22 protein-coding genes are annotated in these 24,922 nt (G+C 55.2%); 12 read left to right on the top strand and 10 right to left on the bottom strand.

The annotated features are described in order from the left end of the window. Positions 1 to 20: 20 nt before the first annotated feature. The 6 genes from Q354_RS0115220 to Q354_RS0115195 form a co-directional block, all read right to left on the bottom strand. A complete protein-coding gene (locus Q354_RS0115220; protein WP_027858361.1) occupies positions 21 to 1,532 on the bottom strand; it encodes a diguanylate cyclase in 1,512 nt (503 codons plus the stop codon). 180 nt (positions 1,533 to 1,712) lie between these two features. After that, positions 1,713 to 2,441 (bottom strand): phosphate signaling complex protein PhoU, encoded by a 729-nt coding sequence (gene phoU / locus Q354_RS0115215; RefSeq protein WP_027858360.1) that lies wholly within the window; start codon positions 2,439 to 2,441, stop codon positions 1,713 to 1,715. Positions 2,442 to 2,531: 90 nt separating this feature from the next. Beyond that, a complete protein-coding gene (gene pstB, locus Q354_RS0115210; RefSeq protein ID WP_027858359.1) occupies positions 2,532 to 3,365 on the bottom strand; it encodes a phosphate ABC transporter ATP-binding protein PstB in 834 nt (277 codons plus the stop codon). A gap of 36 nt (positions 3,366 to 3,401) precedes the next feature. Continuing rightward, positions 3,402 to 5,090, bottom strand: a complete 1,689-nt coding sequence (gene pstA / locus Q354_RS0115205) for a phosphate ABC transporter permease PstA (RefSeq protein WP_027858358.1) — start codon at positions 5,088 to 5,090, stop codon at positions 3,402 to 3,404. Between the two features lie 24 nt (positions 5,091 to 5,114). Continuing rightward, positions 5,115 to 7,391 (bottom strand): ABC transporter permease subunit, encoded by a 2,277-nt coding sequence (locus Q354_RS0115200; protein ID WP_027858357.1) that lies wholly within the window; start codon positions 7,389 to 7,391, stop codon positions 5,115 to 5,117. Between the two features lie 146 nt (positions 7,392 to 7,537). Next, the gene (locus tag Q354_RS0115195; RefSeq protein WP_027858356.1) at positions 7,538 to 8,509 is read right to left on the bottom strand and encodes a PstS family phosphate ABC transporter substrate-binding protein; all 972 of its coding nucleotides are present in this window, start codon (positions 8,507 to 8,509) and stop codon (positions 7,538 to 7,540) included. A gap of 322 nt (positions 8,510 to 8,831) precedes the next feature. On the opposite strand from Q354_RS0115195, the gene Q354_RS0115190 reads away from it, so the two are divergent. Both Q354_RS0115190 and Q354_RS0115185 read left to right on the top strand, forming a co-directional pair. Continuing rightward, positions 8,832 to 9,233: an acyl-CoA thioesterase gene (locus Q354_RS0115190; protein WP_027858355.1), complete on the top strand. Its 402-nt coding sequence runs from the start codon at positions 8,832 to 8,834 to the stop codon at positions 9,231 to 9,233. A gap of 135 nt (positions 9,234 to 9,368) precedes the next feature. Continuing rightward, positions 9,369 to 9,881, top strand: a complete 513-nt coding sequence (locus Q354_RS0115185; RefSeq protein ID WP_027858354.1) for a hypothetical protein — start codon at positions 9,369 to 9,371, stop codon at positions 9,879 to 9,881. 42 nt (positions 9,882 to 9,923) lie between these two features. Here Q354_RS0115185 and uvrD read toward each other — a convergent pair whose 3' ends face one another. From uvrD to Q354_RS0115170, 3 genes are all read right to left on the bottom strand, one after another. Then, positions 9,924 to 12,134 (bottom strand): DNA helicase II, encoded by a 2,211-nt coding sequence (gene uvrD, locus Q354_RS0115180; protein WP_027858353.1) that lies wholly within the window; start codon positions 12,132 to 12,134, stop codon positions 9,924 to 9,926. A gap of 101 nt (positions 12,135 to 12,235) precedes the next feature. After that, positions 12,236 to 13,219: a homoserine kinase gene (locus Q354_RS0115175; RefSeq protein ID WP_027858352.1), complete on the bottom strand. Its 984-nt coding sequence runs from the start codon at positions 13,217 to 13,219 to the stop codon at positions 12,236 to 12,238. 1 nt (position 13,220) lies between these two features. Next, complete coding sequence (locus Q354_RS0115170) at positions 13,221 to 13,493, bottom strand: DUF2782 domain-containing protein (RefSeq protein WP_027858351.1); 273 nt, start codon at positions 13,491 to 13,493, stop codon at positions 13,221 to 13,223. A 134-nt stretch (positions 13,494 to 13,627) separates the two neighbouring features. Between Q354_RS0115170 and polA the strand changes: the two genes are divergently transcribed. Continuing rightward, positions 13,628 to 16,375, top strand: coding sequence for a DNA polymerase I (gene polA, locus Q354_RS0115165; RefSeq protein WP_027858350.1), 2,748 nt, complete (start codon positions 13,628 to 13,630; stop codon positions 16,373 to 16,375). A 178-nt stretch (positions 16,376 to 16,553) separates the two neighbouring features. On the opposite strand, the gene yihA is transcribed toward polA, so the two are convergent. Continuing rightward, on the bottom strand, positions 16,554 to 17,228 hold the full coding sequence (gene yihA, locus Q354_RS25990) for a ribosome biogenesis GTP-binding protein YihA/YsxC (protein WP_036230108.1): 675 nt from the start codon (positions 17,226 to 17,228) through the stop codon (positions 16,554 to 16,556). A 215-nt stretch (positions 17,229 to 17,443) separates the two neighbouring features. Between yihA and Q354_RS0115155 the strand changes: the two genes are divergently transcribed. The 9 genes from Q354_RS0115155 to tatC all read left to right on the top strand — a co-directional run bounded on the left by Q354_RS0115155 (position 17,444) and on the right by tatC (position 24,673). Further along, positions 17,444 to 18,046 carry a c-type cytochrome gene (locus tag Q354_RS0115155; RefSeq protein ID WP_027858349.1) on the top strand — a complete coding sequence of 201 codons (603 nt, stop codon included), beginning with the start codon at positions 17,444 to 17,446 and terminating at the stop codon, positions 18,044 to 18,046. A gap of 177 nt (positions 18,047 to 18,223) precedes the next feature. Next, positions 18,224 to 18,853, top strand: coding sequence for a thiol:disulfide interchange protein DsbA/DsbL (locus tag Q354_RS0115150; RefSeq protein ID WP_027858348.1), 630 nt, complete (start codon positions 18,224 to 18,226; stop codon positions 18,851 to 18,853). Positions 18,854 to 19,009: 156 nt separating this feature from the next. Further along, complete coding sequence (locus Q354_RS25985; RefSeq protein ID WP_051560181.1) at positions 19,010 to 20,572, top strand: GGDEF domain-containing protein; 1,563 nt, start codon at positions 19,010 to 19,012, stop codon at positions 20,570 to 20,572. A gap of 53 nt (positions 20,573 to 20,625) precedes the next feature. Further along, on the top strand, positions 20,626 to 22,257 hold the full coding sequence (ubiB, locus tag Q354_RS0115140; RefSeq protein WP_027858347.1) for a ubiquinone biosynthesis regulatory protein kinase UbiB: 1,632 nt from the start codon (positions 20,626 to 20,628) through the stop codon (positions 22,255 to 22,257). Between the two features lie 88 nt (positions 22,258 to 22,345). After that, positions 22,346 to 22,735 carry a phosphoribosyl-AMP cyclohydrolase gene (gene hisI, locus Q354_RS0115135; RefSeq protein ID WP_027858346.1) on the top strand — a complete coding sequence of 130 codons (390 nt, stop codon included), beginning with the start codon at positions 22,346 to 22,348 and terminating at the stop codon, positions 22,733 to 22,735. 8 nt (positions 22,736 to 22,743) lie between these two features. Further along, entirely contained in the window at positions 22,744 to 23,076 is a 333-nt protein-coding gene (locus Q354_RS0115130) for a phosphoribosyl-ATP diphosphatase (RefSeq protein WP_027858345.1), read from the top strand. A gap of 170 nt (positions 23,077 to 23,246) precedes the next feature. Next, positions 23,247 to 23,492 (top strand): twin-arginine translocase TatA/TatE family subunit, encoded by a 246-nt coding sequence (gene tatA / locus Q354_RS0115125; RefSeq protein WP_027858344.1) that lies wholly within the window; start codon positions 23,247 to 23,249, stop codon positions 23,490 to 23,492. Positions 23,493 to 23,510: 18 nt separating this feature from the next. Beyond that, positions 23,511 to 23,864, top strand: a complete 354-nt coding sequence (gene tatB / locus Q354_RS0115120) for a Sec-independent protein translocase protein TatB (protein WP_027858343.1) — start codon at positions 23,511 to 23,513, stop codon at positions 23,862 to 23,864. Further along, complete coding sequence (gene tatC / locus Q354_RS0115115) at positions 23,861 to 24,673, top strand: twin-arginine translocase subunit TatC (protein ID WP_027858342.1); 813 nt, start codon at positions 23,861 to 23,863, stop codon at positions 24,671 to 24,673. The genes tatB and tatC overlap by 4 nt, the downstream gene beginning before the upstream one ends. The last annotated feature ends 249 nt before the right edge of the window (positions 24,674 to 24,922 follow it).

The raw sequence follows: 24,922 nt of genomic DNA, 5'->3' as shown, positions 1-24,922 counted from the left end.
CCCACGTCTGTCAGGCCGGCTCAGTCGGCACTGACCACCCGGTTACGGCCATCGGCCTTGGCCTGGTACATCGCCTGGTCGGCGGCTTCGATCAGCAGGTGAGGGCTGTCAACGTCTGCCGGGTTCATGCAGGCGATGCCGATACTGATGGTGAGCGTGGCCCCCGGCTTCAGGCCGTCGTGCTTTATCTGCAGCTCCGCGATCTGGCGGCGGATCTTCTCCCCCAGCTGCGAGGCGCCATAGATATCGGTTTCCGGCAGAATCACCGCAAACTCTTCGCCGCCATAACGGCAGGCCATATCCTGCACCCGGCGGACAGATGACTTAATCGTCTGGGCAACGGTTCTCAGACAGCCATCTCCGGTCAGGTGGCCATAATGGTCGTTGTATTGTTTAAAGTGGTCAATATCGAGCAGGATCAGCGACAGGCTGCGCTTTGAGCGCTGACCTCGTCGCCATTCGACTTCCAGGGTGCGTTCGAACTCGCGGCGGTTATAGACCTGGGTCAGGCCATCGATCCGCGCAGCGCGCTCCAGCAGGTCATGCGAGCGTTTCAGCTGCAGCAGGGTTCTTACCCGGGCGCGCAGTACCGCCGGGGCTCGATGGGTGGTGAAGTAGTCAGCTGCACCGGCATCATAGACGGCCACTTCCTGGCTTTCGCTGATATCTTCACCCACCAGCGCCAGCGGCGTGTTGTGATCCAGCTGCTGCTGGCTCAGATCGTGGCACAGCTCAAGTGTCGTCTGCCACTGTTCGCTGCTATCCAGCAACACCAGGTCCGGGGCTTCGCTGCCGTTTAGCAACTGCTTAAGCTCCATTGCCGAGGCGGGCAGCAGTATATTGAAGTCATCCCGCAGGGCCGCGATCAGTGGCCAGACCTTGTCGGTATCACGGCCGGTCAGCAGGCAGATGGTCTGGCGGTCGATATGGCGACAGCTGTCCATGCTTTCCGGGCTGGCTTCGACTTCGGCCCCGCCAAAGAATGATAGCAGCTGTTCTGGCGGCGCCAGTCCCAGCATACGCCGGCCGTCGGGTGCCGCCACTACCGGAATCCTCAGGGCGAAATCGCCATGCTCCCACTCTGATTGCCAGTGTGCGAGCATCTCTTCATGGCGTTCCTCAATGTTGAGTTCGCCCGGCAGCCCGGCGTCGGTTATACAGTCATAAATCACCGCGGTATTGGCGATATCCAGGCCTTCAATCCAGAGTGAGCGATAGAGGTTATGGCGCAGTTGCCGGGCTTTGGCGTCGTCCAGCTCCATCGCGGCAATGATGCAGAGGATAGCGAAGCGGCTGTCGCTGCGGATCGGGGGCAGTGCCAGTTGTACCTGGGGGGCCCGGCTGCGAACGATGAATACCTCACCGGCCAGCTCGGCCTGACTCTCGGCGTTACGGCCGTAAACGCCGATGTCGGGGGCGTGCTCGATCAGCCGCCAGTCTACCTGATTCAGCAGATCACATTTCGCCAGTTGTTCCTGCAGGGCATAGCAGAATGGGCAGTTGAGATCTCCGTAGACAATGTATTTATCCATAGTAATACCGGTGTGGATAGCGTTGGGCGACTGCAAGCGACCCGATAGGCTAATGTATCTGTACAAGCTTAGACTATCGGCCAAATGCCGGATTACTTTTGCGAGTATTGGCGTAGCGGCAATAAAAAAGGGCAGCCGGTCGGGCTGCCCTTTGGTGAATTGCTGAGTGTGTGGCTTTAATCAGCTGTCACTATCTGCCTGAACGGCCTGTTTAATCTGTTTCAGGCTGCTGTGGCGTACATCGGTGCCGCTGACCAGGTAGATCAGGTGCTCGGCCATATTGCGGGCGTGGTCGCCGATACGCTCCAGGCTACGCAACACCCAGGTCACATTGAGGACGCTGGAGATGGCACGTGGGTCTTCCATCATGTAGGTCACCAGCGAGCGCATGGCGGAGCGGTATTCCTGATCGACCTCTTTGTCCTTCTTGGCAACACGATACGCCAGTTCGGTATCGTTACGGGCGAAGGCGGTCAATACATCCTTCACCATCGCGCGTACCAGGTTACCTATATGACGTACTTCCTGATAGCCGCGCTGGGAGTCACCGGCATCTGCCAGCTCGATGGCATGACGGCAGATTCGGCTGGCTTCATCGCCCATCCGTTCCAGGTCGCTGACGGCCTTGGAGACCGAGATAATCAGGCGGAGGTCGCTGGCCGCTGGCTGGCGGCGGGCGATGATCATGGTGCACTGTTCGTCGATCATCAGTTCCATATCATTGGTCTGCTTATCGACACGACGACTCTGCTCTGCCAGTTCGGTATCACCGGTGAGCAGGGATTCCACGGCGTCATGCACCTGACGCTCGACGATGCCACCCATGGTCAGCAGCTGGGTACGAATCTGTTCCAGTTCGTCATTAAACTGCTGGGAAATATGTGATGAATAATTGTCTTCAAACTGCACGGCTTCACTCTCCGTTGCTGTGTTTTCGGGCCCGGGTTTAAAGCGGGAGGTGATTTACCTCCCGCGGCACGGGGCTTATTCGCAGATCTCTTAGCCGTAACGACCGGTAATGTAGTCTTCGGTCTGCTTCTTGGATGGGTTGGTGAACAGGGTGTCGGTGACACCAAATTCGATCAGGTCGCCCATATACATGAATGCAGTGTAGTCAGATACACGCGCTGCCTGCTGCATATTGTGGGTTACGATCACGATGGTGAAGTCGTTCTTCAGCTCGTGGATCAGTTCCTCGATTTTCAGGGTGGAGATCGGGTCCAGTGCGGAGGCCGGCTCATCCAGCAGCAGGACTTCCGGCTTAACCGCGATGGTGCGGGCAATAACCAGACGCTGCTGCTGACCACCGGACATACCCAGTGCACTTTCGTGCAGGCGGTCCTTAACTTCATCCCACAGGGCGGCAGAGCGCAGCGCCCATTCAACCGTTTCATCGATGACGCGCTTCTTGGTCACACCCTGAATACGCAGGCCGTAAGCCACGTTCTCGTAGATGGACTTCGGAAACGGGTTTGGCTTCTGGAATACCATGCCGACACGACGGCGCAGCTCGGCGACGTCGACACTGCGGTCGTAGATGTTGGCATCATCCAGCAGGATCTGACCGTCGATACGGCAGCTGTCCACCAGGTCGTTCATACGGTTGAAGCAGCGCAGCAGGGTCGACTTACCGCAACCGGAAGGGCCGATAAAGGCCGTGACGCGGTTTTTCGGGATCATCATATCGATGCCGTGCAGGGCTTCGTTATCACCGTAGTAAAGTTTCAGGTTTTTCACTTCGAGGGCGGTGGTTTCGTCCTCAAGGTTCAGGGTTCTGTTTTCACGCTGCATGGCGGAAATATCAATCGCGTGTGTTTTGGCTTCGCTAGTCATGACTGACACCTTCTCACTAAAGTCTGCTATACAGCGTTACATTTCAAGTGCTTTGTATTTTTCACGCAGGTGGTTTCGGATTGCGATGGCTGACAGGTTCAGCATGGCAATCACGGCCACCAGCAACAGGGCGGTGGCGTAAACCAGTGGCCGCGCTGCTTCGACGTTAGGGCTCTGGAAGCCAACGTCGTAGATATGGAAGCCCAGATGCATGAACTTCTGATCCAGATGCAGGAACGGGTAGTTCATATCCAGCGGCAGGCTGGGTGCCAGCTTGACCACACCCACCAGCATCAGCGGTGCTACCTCACCGGCAGCACGGGCGATCGCCAGAATCACACCGGTCATCATTGCCGGGCTGGCCATTGGCAGTACGACCTTCCACAGGGTTTCTGCCTTGGTTGCACCCAGCGCCAGGGAACCTTCACGCACAGCCCGCGGGATACGGGACAGGCCCTCTTCGGTCGCCACAATCACCACCGGTACAGTCAGCAGTGCCAGCGTCAGAGATGCCCACAACAGGCCTGGAGTACCGAAGGTCGGAGCCGGTTTGGCTTCCGGGAACAGCGCATCATCGATATGGCCGCCCAGGAAGTAAACAAAGAAGCCGAGGCCGAAGACACCATAAACGATGGAGGGTACCCCCGCCAGGTTGTTCACTGCGATACGGATCAGGCGGGTGACAAAACCCTGCTTGGCATATTCGCGCAGGTAGACTGCGGCAACGACACCAAAAGGCGTCACCATCACGGACATCAGCAGTACCATCATCACCGTACCGAAGATAGCCGGGAAGATACCACCTTCGGTATTGGCTTCACGCGGATCATCGGTCATAAACTCGACGATCTTCTCCGCATAGTGCGCGATCTTGGCGCCCAGTCCCATATCGTTAGGCAGGAAAGCCCGAACAATCTTGGAGATCTCGATCTCGACGATACGGCCGTCGGCCACCTCAGCGGTGATGCTGTCACGGTTAAAGGCGGTATAGAGATCGGTCAGATCCTTCTGCAGCACTTCATAGTCCGCATTCAGCTCGGCACGGCGGGCATCCAGCTCCTGGTAGCGTGCCTGATCGGTGATCTCTTTCAGCTGCAGCGCCCGCTCTTTCAGGCGGATGCGCTCCAGTTCATAGTTGATCGAACCGATATCGCCTTTCTCGATATCCTTGATCTGTTCGTGCAGAACCAGGGCCCGTTCGATACGGCTCTGGAAGTCCTGCCACAGGACTTCGTATTCAGCCGTTTTCTCATAGCCATCATAGCTGGCAACCAGTTCGCCATCCTGCTTCACTGAACGCAGGTAGCCGTAGAAGTTACCCCACTCACGGCGTTCTGCCGCGAACAGCATCTCCGGCTTGCTACTCTGGGAGATAAAGTCATCCAGCACCCAGATAAAGTCGCTGCCACCGACATCGCGGTTACCGACCTTGATCAGGTTGCGCTGCATAAACTCAGCACCTTCAGGTACATCTACACCGCTGTCGCGTAGCTGATCAGCCGGTACATCCTCGGAGTTGACCAGTTCACCGACCAGCTTCATCTGCTGGCCGTTCTCGCTGTAGGTCGCCTGTACAAGGTCAGCCGGCCAGAAGTGACCCAGACCGCGCACCGCGATCAGGATCAGCAGGCCAACCACCATAATCATGCTGATGGCTACTGCACCTGCGTTCAACCAGACCCAGGGTGCGCCGGATTTAGTCCATTCTTTAAAAGAAATTCGCATCGTTATGCCTCTATCACACCCGGATTACAGGGAGCCGTATTTTTTGCGAAGGTGCTGACGGATGGTTTCCGCCAGGGTGTTCACCACGAAGGTAAACATGAACAGCACAAAGGCAGCCAGGAACAGGATACGGTAGTGTGTGCTGCCGACCTCGGATTCCGGCATCTCCACGGCGATATTGGCCGCCAGGGTACGCATACCCTCGAAGATGTTGACGTCCATGATGGGCGTGTTACCGGTTGCCATCAGTACGATCATGGTTTCGCCCACCGCACGGCCCATACCAATCATCACGGCGGAGAAGATACCCGGGCTGGCAGTCGGCATGACTACGCGGACCAGGGTCTGCCATGGTGTTGCGCCCAGCGCCAGAGAGCCGTAGCTCAGGTGCTTAGGGACGGCGAAGATGGCGTCCTCGGTGATTGAGAAGATGGTCGGGATAATGGCGAAGCCCATCGCGATGCCCACCACCAGAGCGTTACGCTGGTCGAACGGGATACCCACCTCATTGGCCACCCAGTAGCGCATATCGCCGCCGAAGATCAGCTGCTCAAACAGGGGGGCTATCTCGAAACTGAACAGGGTGGAACAGACAACCACCGGAATCAGCAGAATAGCGTCCCAGCCTTCCGGAATCAGGTAGCGAACTTTATTCGGTAGCTGGGCCCAGATGAAGGCGAAGGTGACGATCGAGACCGGAACCAACAGCAGGGTAAGGAAAATACCCGCCAGATTGGTTTCCATAAAGGGGGCCAGCCAGAGACCGGCGAGGAAGCCCAGGATAACCGTTGGCAGTGCTTCCATCAGCTCGATAAACGGCTTCACCTTACGGCGCAGTGACGGCACCATGAAGTAAGCAGTGTAGATCGCGCCGCAGATTGCCAACGGGGTCGCCAGCAGCATGGCATAAAAGGCCGCTTTCAGGGTACCGAATGCCAGTGGCATCAGGCTGTATTTGGGCTCGAAATCATTGGTTGATGCAGAAGACTGCCAGATGAACTCTGGCTCCTCATAACCTTCGTACCAGACCTTGCTCCAGAGTGCGCTCCAGGAGATCTCCGGATGTTCGTTGTCGATCTTCCACAGTGCCAGTTGGCCGTCCTTTTCCACCAGCAAGGCGTTGGAGCGGGGCGACAGCACGGCATTGTCCACGGCACCGGAAGCGATGCTATGGCTGAGAGAGTTACGGTTGGCGGTAGTGCTGTACATGCGCAGCATACCGCTGTCATCGACAGTGACAAAGCCTTTGCGGCGGTGTTCTGTGGACAGGCTGTTGATCGGGTTCGATCCGCTGGCAAAGCTGCGAATCTTGGACAGCTGCCAGTTCTGGTTTTCATCGCGTACCAGGAACCACTGTGACATCTGACCTTTATTATCGCCGACCAGCACCGAGTTTCCGCCCAGCAACAGGTTAAAGCTGGTGATCTCGCCACTGCTGCCTTTAATCAGCTGGGTTGCTTTCGGACCGCCTTCAGCCTGCATATCCACCACGGCAATCTTGCCTTCGGCGCCGCTGATCATCATCCAGCGGTTATCAGGCATCAGCAGGATCTTGCGGGCATTGATATTCAGGTATGGCAGTTCTGAACGTTCTGCCTCCGCTTCAACCTCGCCGCTGAACAGGTTCTCTGTCAGGGAGATTGAGGTCTGCTTCAGGTGCTGGTTGTCACCGCCGATCAGGCTCCAGTTCTCTTCATCACCGTTAATCGCCAGCAGGGTCAGCGGCGTGTCGGAAACCTGAATAGGTTCCTCTCCCATCGGCCAGGCCAGCTCCGGGGAGATAACCCGCTTACCGTCAGGGTAAGTGGACTTGTAGTTATGCTTTATGACCAGTGCCTGACCATTGCTCAATCCCAGCGCAAGTATGCGGCTGGCTTCCGATGCCAGTGCAAAACTGGTAACCGTAGCTCCTTCAGGCAGAGCCAGCTTTTCTGATTTGATCACGGCGCCGGAGCGGGTATCAAAGAACGTCAGAATCGCTTCATCAGTTACGCGCAGGCCAATCTCGGCCTGTTCTTCCATGGTCAGGTAAAGCGTATTGCCCTCACCGGGAACAGCATAAGGCTCAACCTGTCGGTCTTGTTCTTGCCAGGGATGGATCTCTGCAGACTGGAACAGCGGAGCAACTTCGTACAACAGATAAAAGAAGATCAGCAGGATGGCGACGATGACGCTGATACCGCCAAAGGCGATTCCAACACCGGCCAGCTTATCTTTAAATGCACGAATCTTGCGTAGACGCTGCGCCGCCGGGGTGTCGAAATCCAGATCGGGATGGATAGGTGTGTTGTCGATACTCATGGCGCAATGGTCCTGGATGTTGAGGCGCGTACATTAATTGAACGTTATGACATTTTTGTTACATAGCGCGCGCCAAAGCAAACGGGGGCAACCATACATGGCCCCCCCGTACTAAGACATAATGTCTAAGTTATTGATCTATAAGATTACAGGCCCAGAGCCGCCATCTGTTTCTCAACAACTTTAGCTGGCAGTGGGATATAGCCGTCTTTCACGACAACTTCCTGACCAACCTTGGACATTACCATCTTAACGAATTCACGCTCCAGTGGGGCGATCGGCTGACCTGGCTTCTTGTTCACGTATACATACAGGGAACGTGCCAGTGGGTATTTGCCGGCGATTGCATTTTCAGGCGTAGCTTCTACGAACTTCTGACCAGGCTTCTTAGCCAGTGGCAGGGCGCGTACGGAAGAAGTCTTGTAGCCGATGCCGGAGTAACCGATGCCGTTCAGGGACGTTGATACGGACTGTACAACGGATGCAGAACCTGGCTGCTCGTTTACATTGTTACGGAAATCGCCTTTACACAGGGCTTTCTTCTTGAAGTAGCCGTAAGTACCGGATACAGAGTTACGGCCGTACAGCTGTACAGTCTTGTCTGCCAGAGTCCCGCTTACGCCAGTCTGACCCCATTTGGTGATATCTGCTTTAGCACCGCACTTGCGGGTAGAGGAGAAGATCGCATCAACCTGAGTGATGTCCATGCCTTTGATCGGGTTGTCTTTGTGTACGAAGACCGCCAGCGCATCGATGGCTACGGCAACCGGAGTCGGTTTGTAGCCGAATTTCTTCTCAAAAGCTTCCAGTTCCTTGTCCTTCATCTTACGGGACATAGGACCCATGTTCGCAGTACCTTCGGTCAGGGCCGGAGGCGCAGTAGAGGAACCCGCAGCCTGAATCTGGATGTTGACGTTAGGGTACAGACGCTTGAATTCCTCAGCCCACAGAGTCATCAGGTTGGCCAGAGTGTCGGAACCTACGCTGGACAGGTTACCGGATACGCCAGATGCTTTCTGGTAAACAGGCAGGTTCTTGTCCAGCAGGTCGGATGCTGAAGCAGTAGTACAAGCTGCAGCCATGGCAACTGCTGCGAACAGCTTAGTCATCGGTTTCATTTGAAGCTCCTGAGAGAGAACAAAAAATTAGAAGTTGTTTTAGACGCTGGGGGCACTATAAAAGCGCCTGATGACAAAAATGTGACAAGTTGTCATCCTGAGCAGATTTCAACCAGGTCAGGGGATGGATCTGCATAGCTGGGGCGTGTTTTCCATCTGTCTGTCATAGCGGCGCGCTATGCTACGGAGGGACTGATGGCATGCTATAGCAGCTTATTAGCGTAATATAGGAAAAATATCTTAATCACCTTGTTGTTATGCCACAGCAGCTTTTAGTATTGTCACATACTCTTTTTGTCTTATACCCAGGAAATACAGTGAGATGGCTACGCTGGAACAGGCTGAAACCCTGACACCTGACGGTGAACTGAGCATACAGCTGCCTGCCGGGAGCGAGGCCGCCAATATGTTTGGCGATGTCTACGGTGGCTGGGTCAGTGCGCAGGTCGTACTGGCCGCTGAGGTGCATGCAGCGCGTGAAGCGCAGGGACGAATTGCGACGGTCTCTATCGGGCCGATGCAGTTTATGTCGCCGGTGCTGGTCGGCACCATTCTGTCCTTTTATACCCAGGTGGTCGAGCGGGGACGGAGTTCGCTCTCGATCTGGGTAGAGGTCTGGGGCCGCTGCCCGGATGGGGCTGAGCTGCGCAAGGTAACCGAAGCCGAATGTGTGCTGGTTGCCATCGATGATAAGGGACATATAAGGCGCCTGCCCGCCGCCTGAATTGACCTCCGTCACCAATGGATTGGATTAGGAGGACTTCAACGTACTTGATCGCTTGTACGGCAAATTCGGCACCGTTAGAGTGTCGTGACAATTTATCCATGAGCTCCACGGAAGGAGTCGTAATTAAGTGCAATGGCAATATTAAACGAACTCGAAGTAGCGACCTACGCTCAGGGCGCAGCCCGGCCTGAGTTTCATCAGTCGCAAAAGCTGGTGCATTGTCTGACCCGCAATCAGAATGATGAGACCCGTTCCCGCCTGGTTGAGCTGGATAGCTTCAAGCTGTGGGAGTACCTGATGAGTACCAAGCATGGTCTGAAGATTGAGCAACCATCACTTTGCCTCTGGCTGCATAAAGATGAATATGAGCGTAAGGAACATATTTATAGCGGTGCGGCTAAGATCGATCCGGTTAACCGGGTGGTGGTGAGTATCTTTGAAGAGCTGTACAGCTTTAGTCAGATTATCAATCGCTTTGCCCATGACGATGATACCGATCACCTGGTTTCAGCCCTTGAGGGGCATATGCAGGGGCGGCTGGATAATGGCGATGACTGCGAACTGATGGTTGTCCCGGGGTATTGTGTTGAACTCTGGCAGCATCAGGACAGCTCTCAACTGAATATCGGCCTGTCCGGCTTCTGAAAAAACCGGGAACCCGTCCCGGTTTTTTCACTATCAGCCCGATCAGCCGATCGGCTGCAGGTTAGCAAAGCCGACCATCAGCCACTTCACCCCTTCATAGTCAAAGTTCACCTGAACCCGTGCCTTAGGGCCGTCCCCTTCAAAGTTCAGCACTGTCCCTTCCCCAAACTTCTGATGCATCACCCGCTGGCCCAGCGCCAGATTGGTTGATGGCACCTCGGCATTTTTCAGTGAGCTGCTTTGTCGCAGGCTGGAGCGGGTATCGCTGCGGGCGGTCAGCGGGCGACTGACACTGGCGTTAAGCCTGACCTCTTCCAGCAGATCGATCGGGATCTCCTGAATAAAGCGCGAGGGCCGGTTATAGTTCTCCTGGCCGTGCATCCGGCGCGACTCGGCATAGGTGATCTGTAACTGCTCCATGGCGCGGGTAATGCCCACATAACAGAGCCGTCGTTCCTCCTCCAGCCGGCCGGGTTCCTCTGCCGACATACTGTGGGGGAACAGGCCTTCTTCCATACCGGCCAGGAAGACCAGTGGGAATTCGAGGCCCTTGGCCGAATGCAGGGTCATCAGCTGTACGCTGTCCTGGTGCTCATCTGCCTGAGCGTCCCCGGCATCCAGCGCCGCCTGGTCCAGGAAGGCGGCCAGCGGTGAACTGAATTCGTCGGCAAATTCTTCGCTCCAGCTATTGGCAAACTGACGTGCCGCATTGACCAGTTCCTGTAAGTTCTCGACCCGCGACTGGCCCTTTTCACCTTTCTCCTTCAGGTGGTGGTCGATCAGCGCAGTACTCTGCAGCACATGGTCGGCCATCTCATGCAGTTCGACGCCCTGAGTGGCACTGTCCATATTGCTGACCAGTTCCAGAAAAGCTGCCAGCGCATTGGTTGCACGGGCGGGCAGGGCGCGGTTAGCAACGATCTCGCTGGCAGCGCGCCACATGGAGATGCCCTGTTCACGGGCTAGCGAGCGGATCTCCTCGATAGTGCGGGTGCCGATGCCCCGGGTCGGGACGTTGATCACCCGCTCCATCGCCGTGTCGTCATCGCGGTTGCTGAGCAGGCGCATATAGGCAAGGGCGTTCTTGATCTCCAGGCGGTCATAGAAGCGCTGGCCACCGTAGATGCGGTAAGGGATGCCGCTGCGGATCAGCGCTTCCTCCAGTACCCGCGACTGGGCGTTGGAACGATAGAGAATGGCGGAATCCGCGCGCTTATTGCCCTTATAGATCCAGCTCTCGATACGGTCGACAATAAAGCGGGCTTCATCCTGCTCATTGAAGGCGGCATAGAGGGCAATTTTATCGCCGTCGCCGGTGTTGGCGTGCAGCTCTTTGCCCAGCCGGCCCTGGTTATTGCGGATCACGTTGTTGGCGGCACGGAGGATATTGCCGGTAGAGCGGTAGTTCTGTTCCAGGCGGATGGTGAGCAGGTCGTCGAAGTGGTGCGACAGGTTCTGGATATTCTCGATCTTGGCACCGCGCCAGCCATAGATCGACTGGTCATCGTCGCCGACTGCCATCAGCTTGCCGCTGTTACCTGCCAGCAGGCGCAACCAGCCGTACTGGATGCTGTTGGTATCCTGAAATTCGTCCACCAGGATGTAGCGGAAGCGCTGCTGGTAATGGGCCAGCAGTTCCGGCTTACGGTCGCGCAGCAGCTCCAGAGAGCGCAACAGCAGCTCGCCGAAGTCGATCATGCCGCCGCGCTCACAGGCCCCTTCATAGGCTTCATACATCTTCAGCATGGTGCCTTCGATCATATCGCCACAGGCATCGATATGGGCGGCGCGCAGTCCCTCATCCTTTTTGGCGTTGATATACCACTGGAACTGCTTCGCCGGCCAGCGCTTGTCATCCAGTCCGGCCTCTTTTGCCAGTCGCTTGATTACCCGCAACTGGTCGTCACTGTCCATGATCTGGAAATTTTCCGGTAAGCCGGCATCCTGCCAGTGCGAACGCAGCAGGCGGTGGGCCAGGCCGTGGAAGGTGCCGACCCACATGCCGCGCGGGTTAAGGTTCAGCAGGTCCTCAATACGGCCGCGCATCTCCTTCGCCGCCTTGTTGGTAAAGGTTACCGCCATAATGGAATAGGGCGACATCCCTTCGGTCTGGATCAGCCAGGCGATACGGTGCACCAGCACCCGGGTCTTACCGGAACCGGCGCCGGCCAGTACCAGCATATTCTGTGCCGGCGCGGTAACAGCCTCACGCTGGGCATCATTGAGGGAATCAATTATGTGGGTTACGTCCATCGCGGCTGACCTGTGATCTAAAAGACTGTATGAATATTCAGTGGTGGGATTATAGCGAGACAGGGCGAAAGCTGCAGCCCCGTCTCAAAGCAGCGGTGTGATCAGGCGGGCAGAGAGGTCGGGAACTGACGGCGGTTGAGCAGAATCTGCTTCAACTCGTCAGGATCTTTCAGCTTCATCTCCGGGGCATCATCGCTGCGCATCTCCTGGGCGATGCCCAGCCATGGGATCAGGCGGGAGAGCCAGAAGCGCATGGCCGCTGTGCGTGCCAGTACCGGCCAGGCTTGCTGCTCGTCCGGGGTAAAGGGACGGACCGCTGCATAGGCTTCCAGCAGTGCCTGTTCGCGGGCCAGATCGATGCTGCCGTCGGCATTGGTGCACCAGTCGTTGGCGACAATGGCCAGGTCATAGAGAAAGTAGGCGGTGGCGGCGTTATAAAGATCCAGCAGGGCGGTGATATCACTGCCTTCAAACAGCGCGTTATCATGGAACAGGTCGCCATGGATCACTCCCATAGGCAGATCACCCGGCTGTTCGCGCAGCTGATCGAAGGCGGACACCTCATCCATCAGTAGCTCAGCGTCTTCCTGCTGCAGGTGGGACTTGATATTGGCACTTTCCCGGCGCCACCAGAAGACACCCCGGTGCGCCTGTCGCTTGAGGTAGAAATCCCTACCGGCATTATGGAACTGCGCCAGTACCTTACCGGCAGATGCGCAGTGGGCAGGGGTCAGATCCTGTTGTGCAACATGGCCGCCTCGCAGGCGGGGTTGCAGCACGGCCGGGCGGTTGTTAAGGCGTTTCAGGCCAATACCGTTACGATCCCGGATCGCGTAGGGGACATCCACCCCACGGTCGGCCTGCCACTGGCACAGCTCGACGAAGAACGGCAACTCTTCCTGGCTCAGTTCTTCAAACAGTGTCAGGACGTACTCAGTGGTTTTGTCGCCCTGTTGCAGGGTCACAAAGTAGTTTGTATTTTCGATGCCGCCATCGATGCCCTGCATCGAAACCAGCGAACCCAGATCATAATCAGCCAGCAGGCCGTTCAGGTCAGCCTCGGTTACTTCAGTATATACAGCCATATTACCAACTAAACAGAATCCATTTGGGAACCAGCAGCTGTGACTCTTCGTGGCGGATAAACTCGCCCTGCGCCGGCACCAGATAATAAGGTTTGCCATTCTCCGGGACGACTTTGATCTCTCGCAGCTCGCCGCCCACCCGGTACTCGTAATAGGTTTTACCCGCATCGTGGCGGATGGTTACCTGAGGTTCGTTTTCATCGTCCGCTGAAATGGCTTCCGCCTGAACCGAAGGTGCTAACAATAGCAGCACCAGCAGCAAGTATTTAAGCATGGTGAGTGTCCTCCTCACTACAATTTTGCATCTTTTCATTGTACCTGAAGCTTTTGGCCTTCAGGCAGTTTATGTCGGCCGGGCTGATCCTTTATGATGGGCCACTAATTGTGGACCTGATAACGGATACTCTGATGACCGAGCAGATTGCACCGCTGATCCTTGTGGACGGCTCTTCCTACCTCTACCGCGCTTTCTTTGCCTCGCAGCAGGCGGACCTGCGTACCTCTGATGGTACGCCCACCGGCGCCGTTCGGGTAATGACGTCGATGCTGCGCAGTCTGATTAATCAGTATCCGCACAGTCCGGTGGTGGTGGTATTCGATGCCAAAGGCAAGACCTTCCGCGACGAGATCTATCCGGAATACAAGGCCCAGCGTCCTTCGATGCCGGATGACCTGCGGCTGCAGGTCGAACCGATCCACGACATTATCCGCGCCATGGGGCTGCCACTGGTGGTTGAGGAGGGCGTTGAGGCGGACGATGTGATCGGTACCCTGGCCCGCGAGGCCAGCGAAAAAGGGCGTGCCACAATCATCTCGACCGGCGATAAGGACATGGCGCAGCTGGTGGACCAGCATGTCAGCCTGATCAATACCATGAACGACAGTCATATGGATGTTGCCGGGGTGGAAGAGAAGTTCGGTATTCCACCGCACCTGATCATCGATTATCTGGCCCTGATGGGCGATAAGGTCGATAACATTCCCGGGGTGCCGGGCGTGGGTGAGAAGACCGCACTGGCTCTGTTGCAGGGGATCGGCGGGATTAAGGATCTGTACGACAATCTGGATAAGATCCCGGCGCTGGGCTTTCGCGGCTCCAAGATCATGCCGAAAAAGCTGCAGGATAATCGCGAAGCCGCGGAGCTTTCCTACCTGCTGGCCACGATTAAGCTGGATGTGCCGTTGCATGAGTCGATCGACGACTTCCAGTTGCCGCAGCCGGATAACGACGCGCTGAAAGCGCTGTTCAGCCGCTTTGAGTTCCGCAGCTGGGTGCAGGCGCTGGAAGCCGGACCGGTTGCCGTGGCTGATGGCAATGACCCCGCCGAACTGGCTGCCGATGAGATCGAAACAGATTATCAGCTGGTGCTCACTGAAGCGGAGCTGGATAGCTGGCTGGAGATACTGACGCAGTCTGAATTGTTTGCCTTCGATACCGAAACCACCAGCCTCAATTATATGGAAGCGGAGCTGGTCGGGGTCTCCTTCGCAGTGGAGCCGGGCCAGGCGGCTTATGTTCCTTGTGGCCATGACTACGTCGGTGCGCCGGAACAGATCAGTCGCGCGCGCCTGCTGGAGAAACTGAAGCCGCTGCTGGAAAGTGATCAACAGCTCAAGGTCGGTCAGCATATCAAGTACGATATGAACGTGCTGGCCCGTTATGGTATCGAGCTGAAAGGCGTCGCCTTCGATACCATGCTGGAATCCTATGTTTTCAACTCCACCGCCAGTCGTCATGATATGGACAGCCTGGCGGACAGATACCTGGGCATGAAGACGATCCACTTTGAGGATATCGCCGGGAAGGGCAAGAAGCAGCTGACCTTCAATCAGATTGATCTGGAACAGGCGGCGCCCTATGCGGCTGAAGATGCCGATATTACCCTGCGTCTGCACCTGACGCTGAATGCCAGCCTGAATAAAGATGAGGCCCTGGCGGCCGTATTCGAGCAGATTGAGAAACCTCTGATCCCGGTATTGTCGCGTATCGAGCGCAATGGAGCCCGGGTCGATGCCCGGCTGCTGGGTGAGCAGAGTGTCGAAATTGCCGCCCGGCTGGTGGAGCTGGAGCGGGAAGCGTTTGATCTGGCGGGTAAAGAGTTCAATCTCAGCTCGCCGAAGCAGCTGCAGCAGATCCTGTTTGAAGAGCAGAAGATACCCGTGCTGAAGAAAACCCCGAAGGGGGCTCCGTCGACTGCAGAAGAGGTGTTGCAGGAGCTGGCACTGGATTATCCGCTGCCGAAGCTGATTCTGGAGCATCGCAGCCTGAGTAAGCTGAAATCCACCTATACCGATAAGCTGCCGCTGATGATCAATCCGGCCACAGGGCGTATCCATACCTCCTATCACCAGGCGGTGACCGCGACCGGGCGCCTCTCCTCTTCCGATCCGAACCTGCAGAATATCCCGGTGCGCAACGCCGAAGGCCGCCGTATCCGTCAGGCCTTTGTGGCACCTGAAGGTTATAAGATCGTCGCTGCAGACTACTCCCAGATTGAGCTGCGCATCATGGCGCACCTGTCGCAGGATCAGGGACTGCTATCGGCGTTTGCCCATGGTGACGACGTTCACCGCGCCACGGCAGCGGAAGTCTTCAAGGTGGGGCTGGATCAGGTCAGCAGCGATCAGCGTCGCAGTGCCAAGGCGATTAACTTCGGCCTGATCTATGGCATGTCCGCCTTTGGTCTGGCGAAACAGCTGGGGATTGGCCGTAACGAGGCCAAGCAGTATATCGATCACTACTTCGAGACCTATCCGGGCGTGCAGAGGTATATGGACGAGATCCGGCTGAAAGCGGCGGAAGAGGGTTATGTCGAGACGCTGTATGGCCGCCGTCTGTACCTGCCGGAGATAAAGTCCCGCAATGCCATGCGCCGACAGGCCGCCGAACGTACCGCGATTAATGCCCCGATGCAGGGAACAGCCGCCGACATTATCAAAAAGGCGATGGTACAGGTCGATCAGTGGCTGAGCGAAAGTGATATGGATGCCCGCATTATTATGCAGGTACACGATGAACTGGTCTTTGAAGTGGCCGAAGCGCAGCTGGACCGCTTTGTTGAGCAGGCGAAACAGATGATGGCAGAGGCCGTCAGCCTGGATGTCCCTCTGGTGGTGGATGCCGGTATCGGTGACAACTGGGAGCAGGCGCATTAATTGAGCCGGGGACGGAACCTTTAACGGGTTCCGTACTCTCACTACTGAGAGTTGCTTACCTATCAGTCTGTGCCAAGCCGGTAGGTAGCTCTTATCATAACAAGCATGCGTTGAAGCCCTGAGAGATTTCTTTGTTCCCCTTCCAAGTCTCCCGGGGCTTCTTTTTGCCTGCTACTGCTTAGTCCTCAGCGAAATCATCGTCCTGATGTGGCAGATCCGCGTCATCCTGCGGTGCTTCAGCGGTCAGCCACTGGTCCAGTTTCTGCTGCAACTGATCGACGCCCTGGCGTTTCAGCGCAGAGAATACCTGTACGCTGACCAGCTCACCCAGTTCAGCTTTCAGTTCTTTCTTCAGCATCAGCAGAGTGCTCTGCGCCGGGCCGCGCTTCAGCTTGTCTGCTTTGGTCAGCAGCACATGCAGCGGCAGCTGGGATGCGGCACACCATTCGACCATCATCTGGTCGAACTCTTTCATCGGGTGGCGAATATCCATCACCAGCACCACACCGCGCAGGCACTGGCGTTTCTCCAGATACTCACCCAGATGTTTCTGCCAGTGCAGTTTCATTTCGACCGGGACTTTGGCAAAGCCGTAGCCAGGCAGGTCAACCAGGCGAACACCTTCGACATTCAGGTCGAAGAAGTTGATCAGCTGGGTGCGTCCGGGCGTTTTGGAGGTCCGGGCCAGCTTATTATTGCCGGTCAGGGTATTAATAGCGCTGGATTTACCGGCATTGGAGCGGCCCGCAAAGGCTACCTCTGCACCAAAGTCGGCTGGACACTGGTGCAGTTTCGCGGCACTAATATTGAACTTGGCGCTGTTATAACGCAGCTGGGAAGGGTTTATTGACATGGGTTCGGGGTCGCTGATTGTTGGAACTCGGTTTGCCGTTCCAGTTTGTAAGGATATTAGGTTATAATTGCGCCAAATTTTACCCGCGATAAGGGATATACACTAGTATCGCAGGGAAAAGGTGAGGATAAAACGGTCATCGCGCGGCAAGTCCGGGTCCAATCTTAAGCGGCGATCGTAAGCAATTTTATAAAAGCAAGAGTCTGGGTTAGTCGATGAATAAACTACTGATCAGCTTAATGTTGACCCTGGGTATCACAGGGGTTGCTCACGCAGCCGGTGATGCTGCAGCGGGTAAGGCGAAAACTGCTGTATGTGCCGCTTGTCACGGTGCCGATGGTAACAGCGCCATTGCCAACTTTCCAAAACTGGCGGGGCAGAACGAAAAATACCTGCTGAAACAGCTGAAAGAGATCAAGGGCGGTACTCGTCCGGTGGTTGAGATGACCGGCCTGCTGGACGGCATGAGCGATCAGGATCTGGCTGATATCGCTGCGTACTTTGCCTCTAAGAAGACAACCATCGGTCACGCTGCCAAAGATCAGGTTGCTGCCGGTCAGTCCATCTACCGTGCAGGCGTAACCAAGAAAGGCATTGCGGCTTGTACCGCTTGCCACAGCCCGACCGGTAACGGTAACGGCCAGGCCGGCTTCCCGGCTCTGAGCGGTCAGCATGCAGCTTACGTAGAGAAGCAGCTGAAAGCATTCCGTGTTGGCGAACGTGCAAACGATCCGAATAAAATGATGCGCGATATTGCTGCTAAAATGAGCGATGTCGAGATCAAAGCGGTCGCAAGCTACATTCAGGGTCTGAACTGATCAGTTCAGTCCCGGTTCGGAAAAGGCAGCTTAGGCTGCCTTTTTTGTCGCTGCCGTTTCTCGGATCAGGGCAACTGTACCGCTGCCCGCTGTTGCAGATACCGGACAGGCGAACTTAGTGGTTTGGTAAAGGTCATATCCAGTCATCAGATTTGAAGACTGTAATGGAGATGAAAGATGCTGAAAAAAATTGGATTGCTGATCGCAACATTACTGTTGCCGGTGGTTGCGCTGGCGGCTGATAAGTATGAGGAAGGGGTTCACTATGAGAAGCTACCTTTCCCTGTTACCACGACAGATAAGAAGCGGGTGGAGGTGGTTGAACTGTTCGGCTACCCATGCCCTCACTGCAACAGCTTCGAGCCGCTGGTACAAAGCTGGCACCATGCTCAGCCGCAGGATGTAAATTTTGTCCGGATACCTGTCGTGTTTGGCCGCAGCTGGGAGCCGCTGGCGCGCGCTTATTACATCAGTGATCTGCTTAAAACCACGGATAAAACCCATCAGGCGACTTTTGATGCGGTGCATATTGAAAAGAAACGTTTCAACAGCCCGGAAAAACTGGCTGAGTTTTATGGCAAGCTGGGTGTAAATGAGAAAAAGTTTAAGAAGCTGTATAACTCCTTTGCAGTCGAAACCAAGCTGAAGCAGGGTGAATCGAAAGCCCGCGGTTATCAGATTACCGGTGTCCCGGCGATGGTGGTGAACGGTAAATACCGTATTACGGCCCAGACAGCCGGCGGTCATCAGGAAATGCTGAAAGTCGTAAACTACCTGGTTGAGCAGGAGCGTCAGAGCGCAAACTGATACTGGTTATAACTGCTCACGGAAAAAACCGCCTTCATGGCGGTTTTTTTGGTTAAAATGTCCGCTATTTTTAGTACCGCTTAACGGGTTAGACTAACATCTTGATGACAACCTTCCCTTCAGGGATCTGACGCTTTACGGATTAGAGGAAGCAGCGTGGCATCGGAGCAAGACGACTGGAAAAAGAAATACCGTGAGCTGGCGCTGGAAACCGAAGGCAATGCCAAAGCCGCGGAGCTGACCATTGAGAGCCTTAAACAGCTCGTATCCGGAATGACCATTGCCCTGCAGGGGGATGATGCCGATCTTGATAATGAACTGCGGGTGCTTAAGCAAACCCTGGTTGATGGCGGTGCCCGTGAGCTTAAGCCGGTCACGCAGCGTCTCGGAAGCCTGATTCGTAGTCGGGATTCGCGCCGTGAGGACAATGCCAAGCGTCTGCTGATCAGTCTGCAGAAGTGGATCGCGGATATGAAAGCGATCGCGACCCAGCAGTCCAGCCTGAGTGATCTGAATGAACTCAGCCAGAGCAGCCAGTCGGCCGTCGACAGCCTCTATGAATTGCCTGACCTGATCGCCCGGTTGGCCGAATGCCAGTCAGGACTGCGTATCAGTCAGGATCAGGTCAGTGACTTTGACCTTCAGCCGGGAAGGCCTTCCCCGGTTGATGGTGATACCCGCATGCTGTTGCAGAATATCGCCAGTGAGCTGCTGGAGCTTATCGCCTGCCTTTATGTCCCGCAGGAAGAGAAACCGCTGGCCCGGAAGCTGGTGCAGGAGGTTGAGAAGGGCTTTGAACTGGCTGATCTTCCCGACCTGATGCGCGAGCTGGTTACGCTGGTCGGCAAGGCCAACAACAATGCCAGTGAAGACTTCGAACGCTACCTGATAAACCTGAGCGAACAGCTGACCGGTGTGCAAAGCTTCCTGTCGGACAGCCAGAAAGAGCAGGCGGCCGTCGGCCAGAGCCAGCGCCTGTTAGATAGCCAGGTGCGCAAGGATGTGCGCGCGCTCAACGAGGCGGTGAAAACCACCAATGAGATTACCGAACTCAAGCAGAATGTGACCCGCCAACTGGTCGGCATTATGCGGGCGATGGACAACTTCAAACGCTCTGAAGAGGCTCGCGAAAGCCGCATGCAGGAGCGTTATGAAGGCCTGATGGGTAAGGTTGAACAGATGGAGCAGGAGACCCGGCAGGTTAAGGCGCACATGGAAGAGGAGCGGATGAAGGCGCGCACCGATCCGCTGACCGGGCTGCCCAACCGGGCGGCCTATGATGATCAGATCTTCTCCGAGAGTGAACGCTGGGCCCGCTACCGGGCGCCGCTATCTGTTGCCGTCTGTGACCTCGACTTCTTCAAGCGAATTAATGACACTTATGGCCATCTGGCGGGCGATAAGGTATTGCGCCTCATTGCCCGCGTATTGACCCGCAGCCTGCGCAGTACTGATTTCGTTGCCCGCTATGGCGGCGAAGAGTTTGTTATCATAATGCCTTCCACAGCACGTAAAGAAGCCGCTACCGCATTGGAGAAACTCCGGGCGGCGGTGGAATCCAGTCCGTTTAACTTTCATGGCAAGCCGGTCACCGTCACCATGTCGTTTGGTGTTACCGAAGCCAAAGAGGGGGATAACGTGGATGCGCTGTTCAGTCGGGCAGATGCTCTGCTATATCAGGCCAAGGAAAATGGCCGTAATCAGGTGTGTAGCGACTAAACAGGCTCGCTGCATACTTCTACTTTAATGTTGTTATATAAGGCCCCCGTCCAGTGAGACGTCTGCTTCGAATCCTCAAAATCACCCGGGTTATCGCCCAATACCGTCTCGATACCTTCCTTGAACACAATGCGATGCCTCTGTCGGTTCGCTTGCTGTTGTGGCTGCTTCCCTGGCGCTACCTGATCAGGGCTGATAAGCCTGAAGCAGAAAGGCTGCGCCTGGCGCTGGAAGAGCTGGGGCCGGTGTTCATCAAGTTTGGTCAGATGCTCTCCACCCGCAGGGACCTGCTGCCGGATGATATCGCCGAAGAGCTGACCCGGTTGCAGGACCGGGTGCCGCCGTTTGATGGCCCTCAGGCACAGAAAATCATTGAGCAGGCATTACAGCAGCCGGTGGATCAGCTGTTCCTGAACTTCCATGTAGAGCCACTGGCATCGGCTTCGGTTGCCCAGGTCCACAGGGCTACATTGCATGATGGCCGTGAAGTGGTGGTGAAGGTGATTCGCCCCGGTATCGCTAAGACCATCCGCAAAGATGTCGCCCTGCTCTATAGCCTCGCCCAGCTGGTTGAGCTGCTTTGGAGTGAGGGGCGCCGGTTGCGCCCAGTGGAAGTGGTGGCTGAGTATGAGCAGACGATCTTTGATGAGCTGGATTTGCGTAAGGAAGCGGCTAACGGCTCACAGCTGCGACGCAATTTCGAAGGCTCAGATATCCTTTATGTACCTGAGATCTACTGGGATTACACCCGCGCTAATGTACTGGTGATGGAGCGGATCCATGGTATCCCGGTGGCCGACGTCAAGCAGCTGCAGGCCCAGAATACCGATATGAGGAAGCTGGCCGAACGCGGTGTGGAGATCTTTTTCACCCAGGTGTTCCGTGACAGCTTCTTTCATGCCGACATGCACCCGGGTAATATCTTTGTTTCCCGGGATAATCCCTCCGAACCACAATATATTGCCGTCGATTTCGGCATTATCGGTTCCCTGTCGCTGGAAGATCAGAGCTATCTGGCTCGTAACTTCCTGGCCTTCTTCCGTCGCGACTACCGTCAGGTTGCCCAGCTCCATGTCGACTCTGGCTGGGTGCCTGCAGATACTAACGTCGATGCTTTTGAAACGGCCATCCGCAGTGTGTGTGAGCCGATCTTTGAAAAGCCACTGAAAGATATCTCCTTTGGGCAGGTATTGCTGGGACTGTTCCAGACTGCTCGCCGTTTCAATATGGAAGTGCAGCCCCAGTTAGTGCTGTTGCAGAAAACCCTGTTGAATGTCGAAGGCCTGGGGCGCCAGCTCTATCCTGAGCTGGATCTGTGGCAGACCGGCAAGCCCTATCTGGAAAACTGGATGAAGGAGCGCATGGGACCGAAAGCGGTCTATCGCAGTATCAAACAGCAGGCTCCGGACTGGCTGGAAAAAGCGCCCCACCTACCACAGTTGGTTTATGATGCGCTGAACCAGTTGCGTCGCCTGGATGACAGTCGTCTGCGAGAACGTCGCGCTCACGCCGGCGCGCGTTATGAGTCAGACCTCAAGCGCAGAGGCAGCCGTTATTTGGGAGCGCTACTGATTTTGCTTGCGCTAGCCAGCGGTAATGAAGAGTTAAAACAACTACTCGACAATATCTCCGCCGGTGGCTGGATGCTGGCAGGCCTTGGTGTCTACCTTTTAGTGAAGCGTTAGCACCCGGGCAGGAAAGGAGTATAGTCGTAGTGACGGTGATCAGTTATGCTCCTCAGCCATAGTCACTGATTGAAGAAGTTGTGAAGTCATGTCGAAACAATGGTTAACGCAGGTTAAGTGGGATGACAACGGTTTGATTCCGGCCATCGCACAAGACTATCAGAGCGGTGAGATCCTGATGGTTGCCTGGATGAATGCAGAGGCGCTCGCACTGACCGCCCAGGAACAGCGTGCTATTTACTGGTCCCGCTCCCGCCAGAAGCTTTGGCGCAAGGGCGAGGAATCGGGCCATGTGCAGAAGCTGCATGAACTGCGTATCGATTGTGATGCCGATGTAATCATGATGAAAGTTGAGCAGCTGGGCGGAATTGCTTGTCATACAGGAAGAAAAAGCTGTTTCTATAGCGTCCTGGAAAACGAAGAGTGGGTGGCGGTCGATCCGGTGCTCAAAGACCCAAAGAAGATCTACGATAAGTAATCTGTGTTATGAGTGACGTACTGAAACAGTTGGGTGCTGTACTGGAAGCGCGCAAAAACGCTTCGGCTGACAGCTCCTACGTAGCAAGCCTGCACCAGAAGGGGCTGAATAAAATTCTGGAGAAAGTCGGCGAAGAGGCAGTCGAGACCGTGTTGGCGGCCAAAGATGCCAAATCCTCCGGTGATAACAGCGATGTGATCTACGAAACCGCCGACCTTTGGTTCCATAGTCTGGTCATGCTGTCGCACCTGGGAGAGGAGCCGCAGGCCGTCCTGGATGAACTGGCACGCCGCTTTGACCTGTCTGGTCTGGAAGAGAAAGCGTCGAGAACCAAATCCTGATCAAGATACGACAAGATATTCCTGTAAAACACTGTGGGTATCAATCTACCTTGTGTACTCTGGCGGGAAGCTTTTAAGTTAGGAGCGTCCGGAAGGCCGGGCGCTGATACTCGCAACAATCAACAGCTTTGATCGCCGGATGAGCGGTCATGTAGTAACGGAGAAACATTATGGGTTTTGGTGGAATCAGCATCTGGCAGTTACTGATCGTCGCTTTGATCATCGTTCTGCTATTCGGTACTAAGAAACTTCGTGGCCTGGGTGGTGATCTGGGCAGTGCGGTCAAAGGTTTTAAAAAAGCCGTGACTGACGAAGAAAACAAAGCGGATGAGCAAAAGAAGATAGAAAAGGATGACGCCAGCTTCACTTCTGCCGAGAAAGCAGAAGTAAAAGACGACAAGAAAGCCGAGAAGTAAGCCTCAGGGCCGCCTTTTATGTTTGATATCGGCTTTGCTGAAATCTTAATCGTTGCCGTCGTCGCACTCATCGTGCTTGGGCCGGATAAACTTCCTACTGCGGCAAAGACCGTAGGCATGTGGGTGGGGCGGATACGCCGGACCCTGGGGGGCATTCAGTCAGAGATCTCTGAAGAGTTGCGCCTGGAGGAGCTAAAGAGAACGACTGCTATCCATAAAGAACAGCTGGATAAAGAGCTGTCTGATATGCAGACGCCATTTAGCGAGTCGCTGAACGAATCTCCGTTTGCGGCGACCGGCAATACATCAAATAAGGTGGAGTCTGGTGATCAGGCTTCAACCTCCAGCCAACCCAAATCTGATAAAGAATGACCGATTCTCAACAGAGCATACCTGAACAGGATCAGGAACAACCTCTGATCTCCCATCTGGTAGAGCTACGCCAGCGTTTGCTGCGGGTGGTTCTTCTGGTATTGGCTCTGTTCGCCTGTCTGTTCTACTTTGCTAATGATCTTTACTCCTACCTGTCGGCACCGTTAACAGCACTGTTGCCAGAAGGCACCAGTATGATCGCGACCGATGTAACTTCGCCGTTCTTCGCTCCGTTTAAGCTGACGCTGGTGCTCTCTATATTCATGGCGATGCCCTTTGTATTACATCAGGTCTGGGGGTTTATAGCCCCAGGCTTGTATAGCAACGAAAAGCGTCTTGCTGTGCCTTTGCTGGTAACGAGTATCATCTTGTTCTACGCAGGTATTGGCTTTGCCTACTTCGTCGTATTTCCGTTGATATTTGGTTTCTTTACCAGTGTTGGTCCGGAAAACGTCGCGGTGATGACAGATATAAGTAGTTATCTTAACTTCGTACTTAAGCTGTTCTTCGCCTTTGGCATCGTTTTTGAGATTCCTATCGCCACTTTGCTACTGATCTGGAGTGGGGCGACGACTGCAGACAGTCTGGCTGACAAGCGGGCCTATGTGCTGGTGGGGTGTTTTGTCTTGGGGATGTTACTGACGCCGCCGGACATAATCTCTCAAAGTCTGTTGGCCGTGCCTATGTGGTTGCTCTTTGAGTGTGGCCTGCTGATGTCGCGGATCGTAGTGAAACGCTCGGACGAAGATCCGGATGACGAACTGGATGATGCTATCCATGAAGATGAGCAGAATAATCAAAACGGTTAATATTTAATCGGATCAATATAAGGCACCTCAGATCAGGTGCCTTTTTTGTTTGTTTTTTGTGCGATTTTGCCCCGGTTTAAACTAATTCCTGTTTATACGACTTTTTATTTAAAAAGCCATTGACGCCCGCTGCAGGATCTATAGAATACGCCTCCACATTGAGACGCGGGGTCGCAAACGGCACCGGACAACGTCGCAGGACAGTCTTCTAACTTGTTGAAAGAAAAGCGATTTTCAATCAGGGTTCAG

The sequence above is a fragment of the Marinobacterium jannaschii DSM 6295 genome, from assembly GCF_000620085.1.
In the GTDB taxonomy this organism is placed as follows: domain Bacteria; phylum Pseudomonadota; class Gammaproteobacteria; order Pseudomonadales; family Balneatricaceae; genus Pontibacterium; species Pontibacterium jannaschii.
This window is presented reverse-complemented; position numbering and strand designations above follow the sequence as displayed.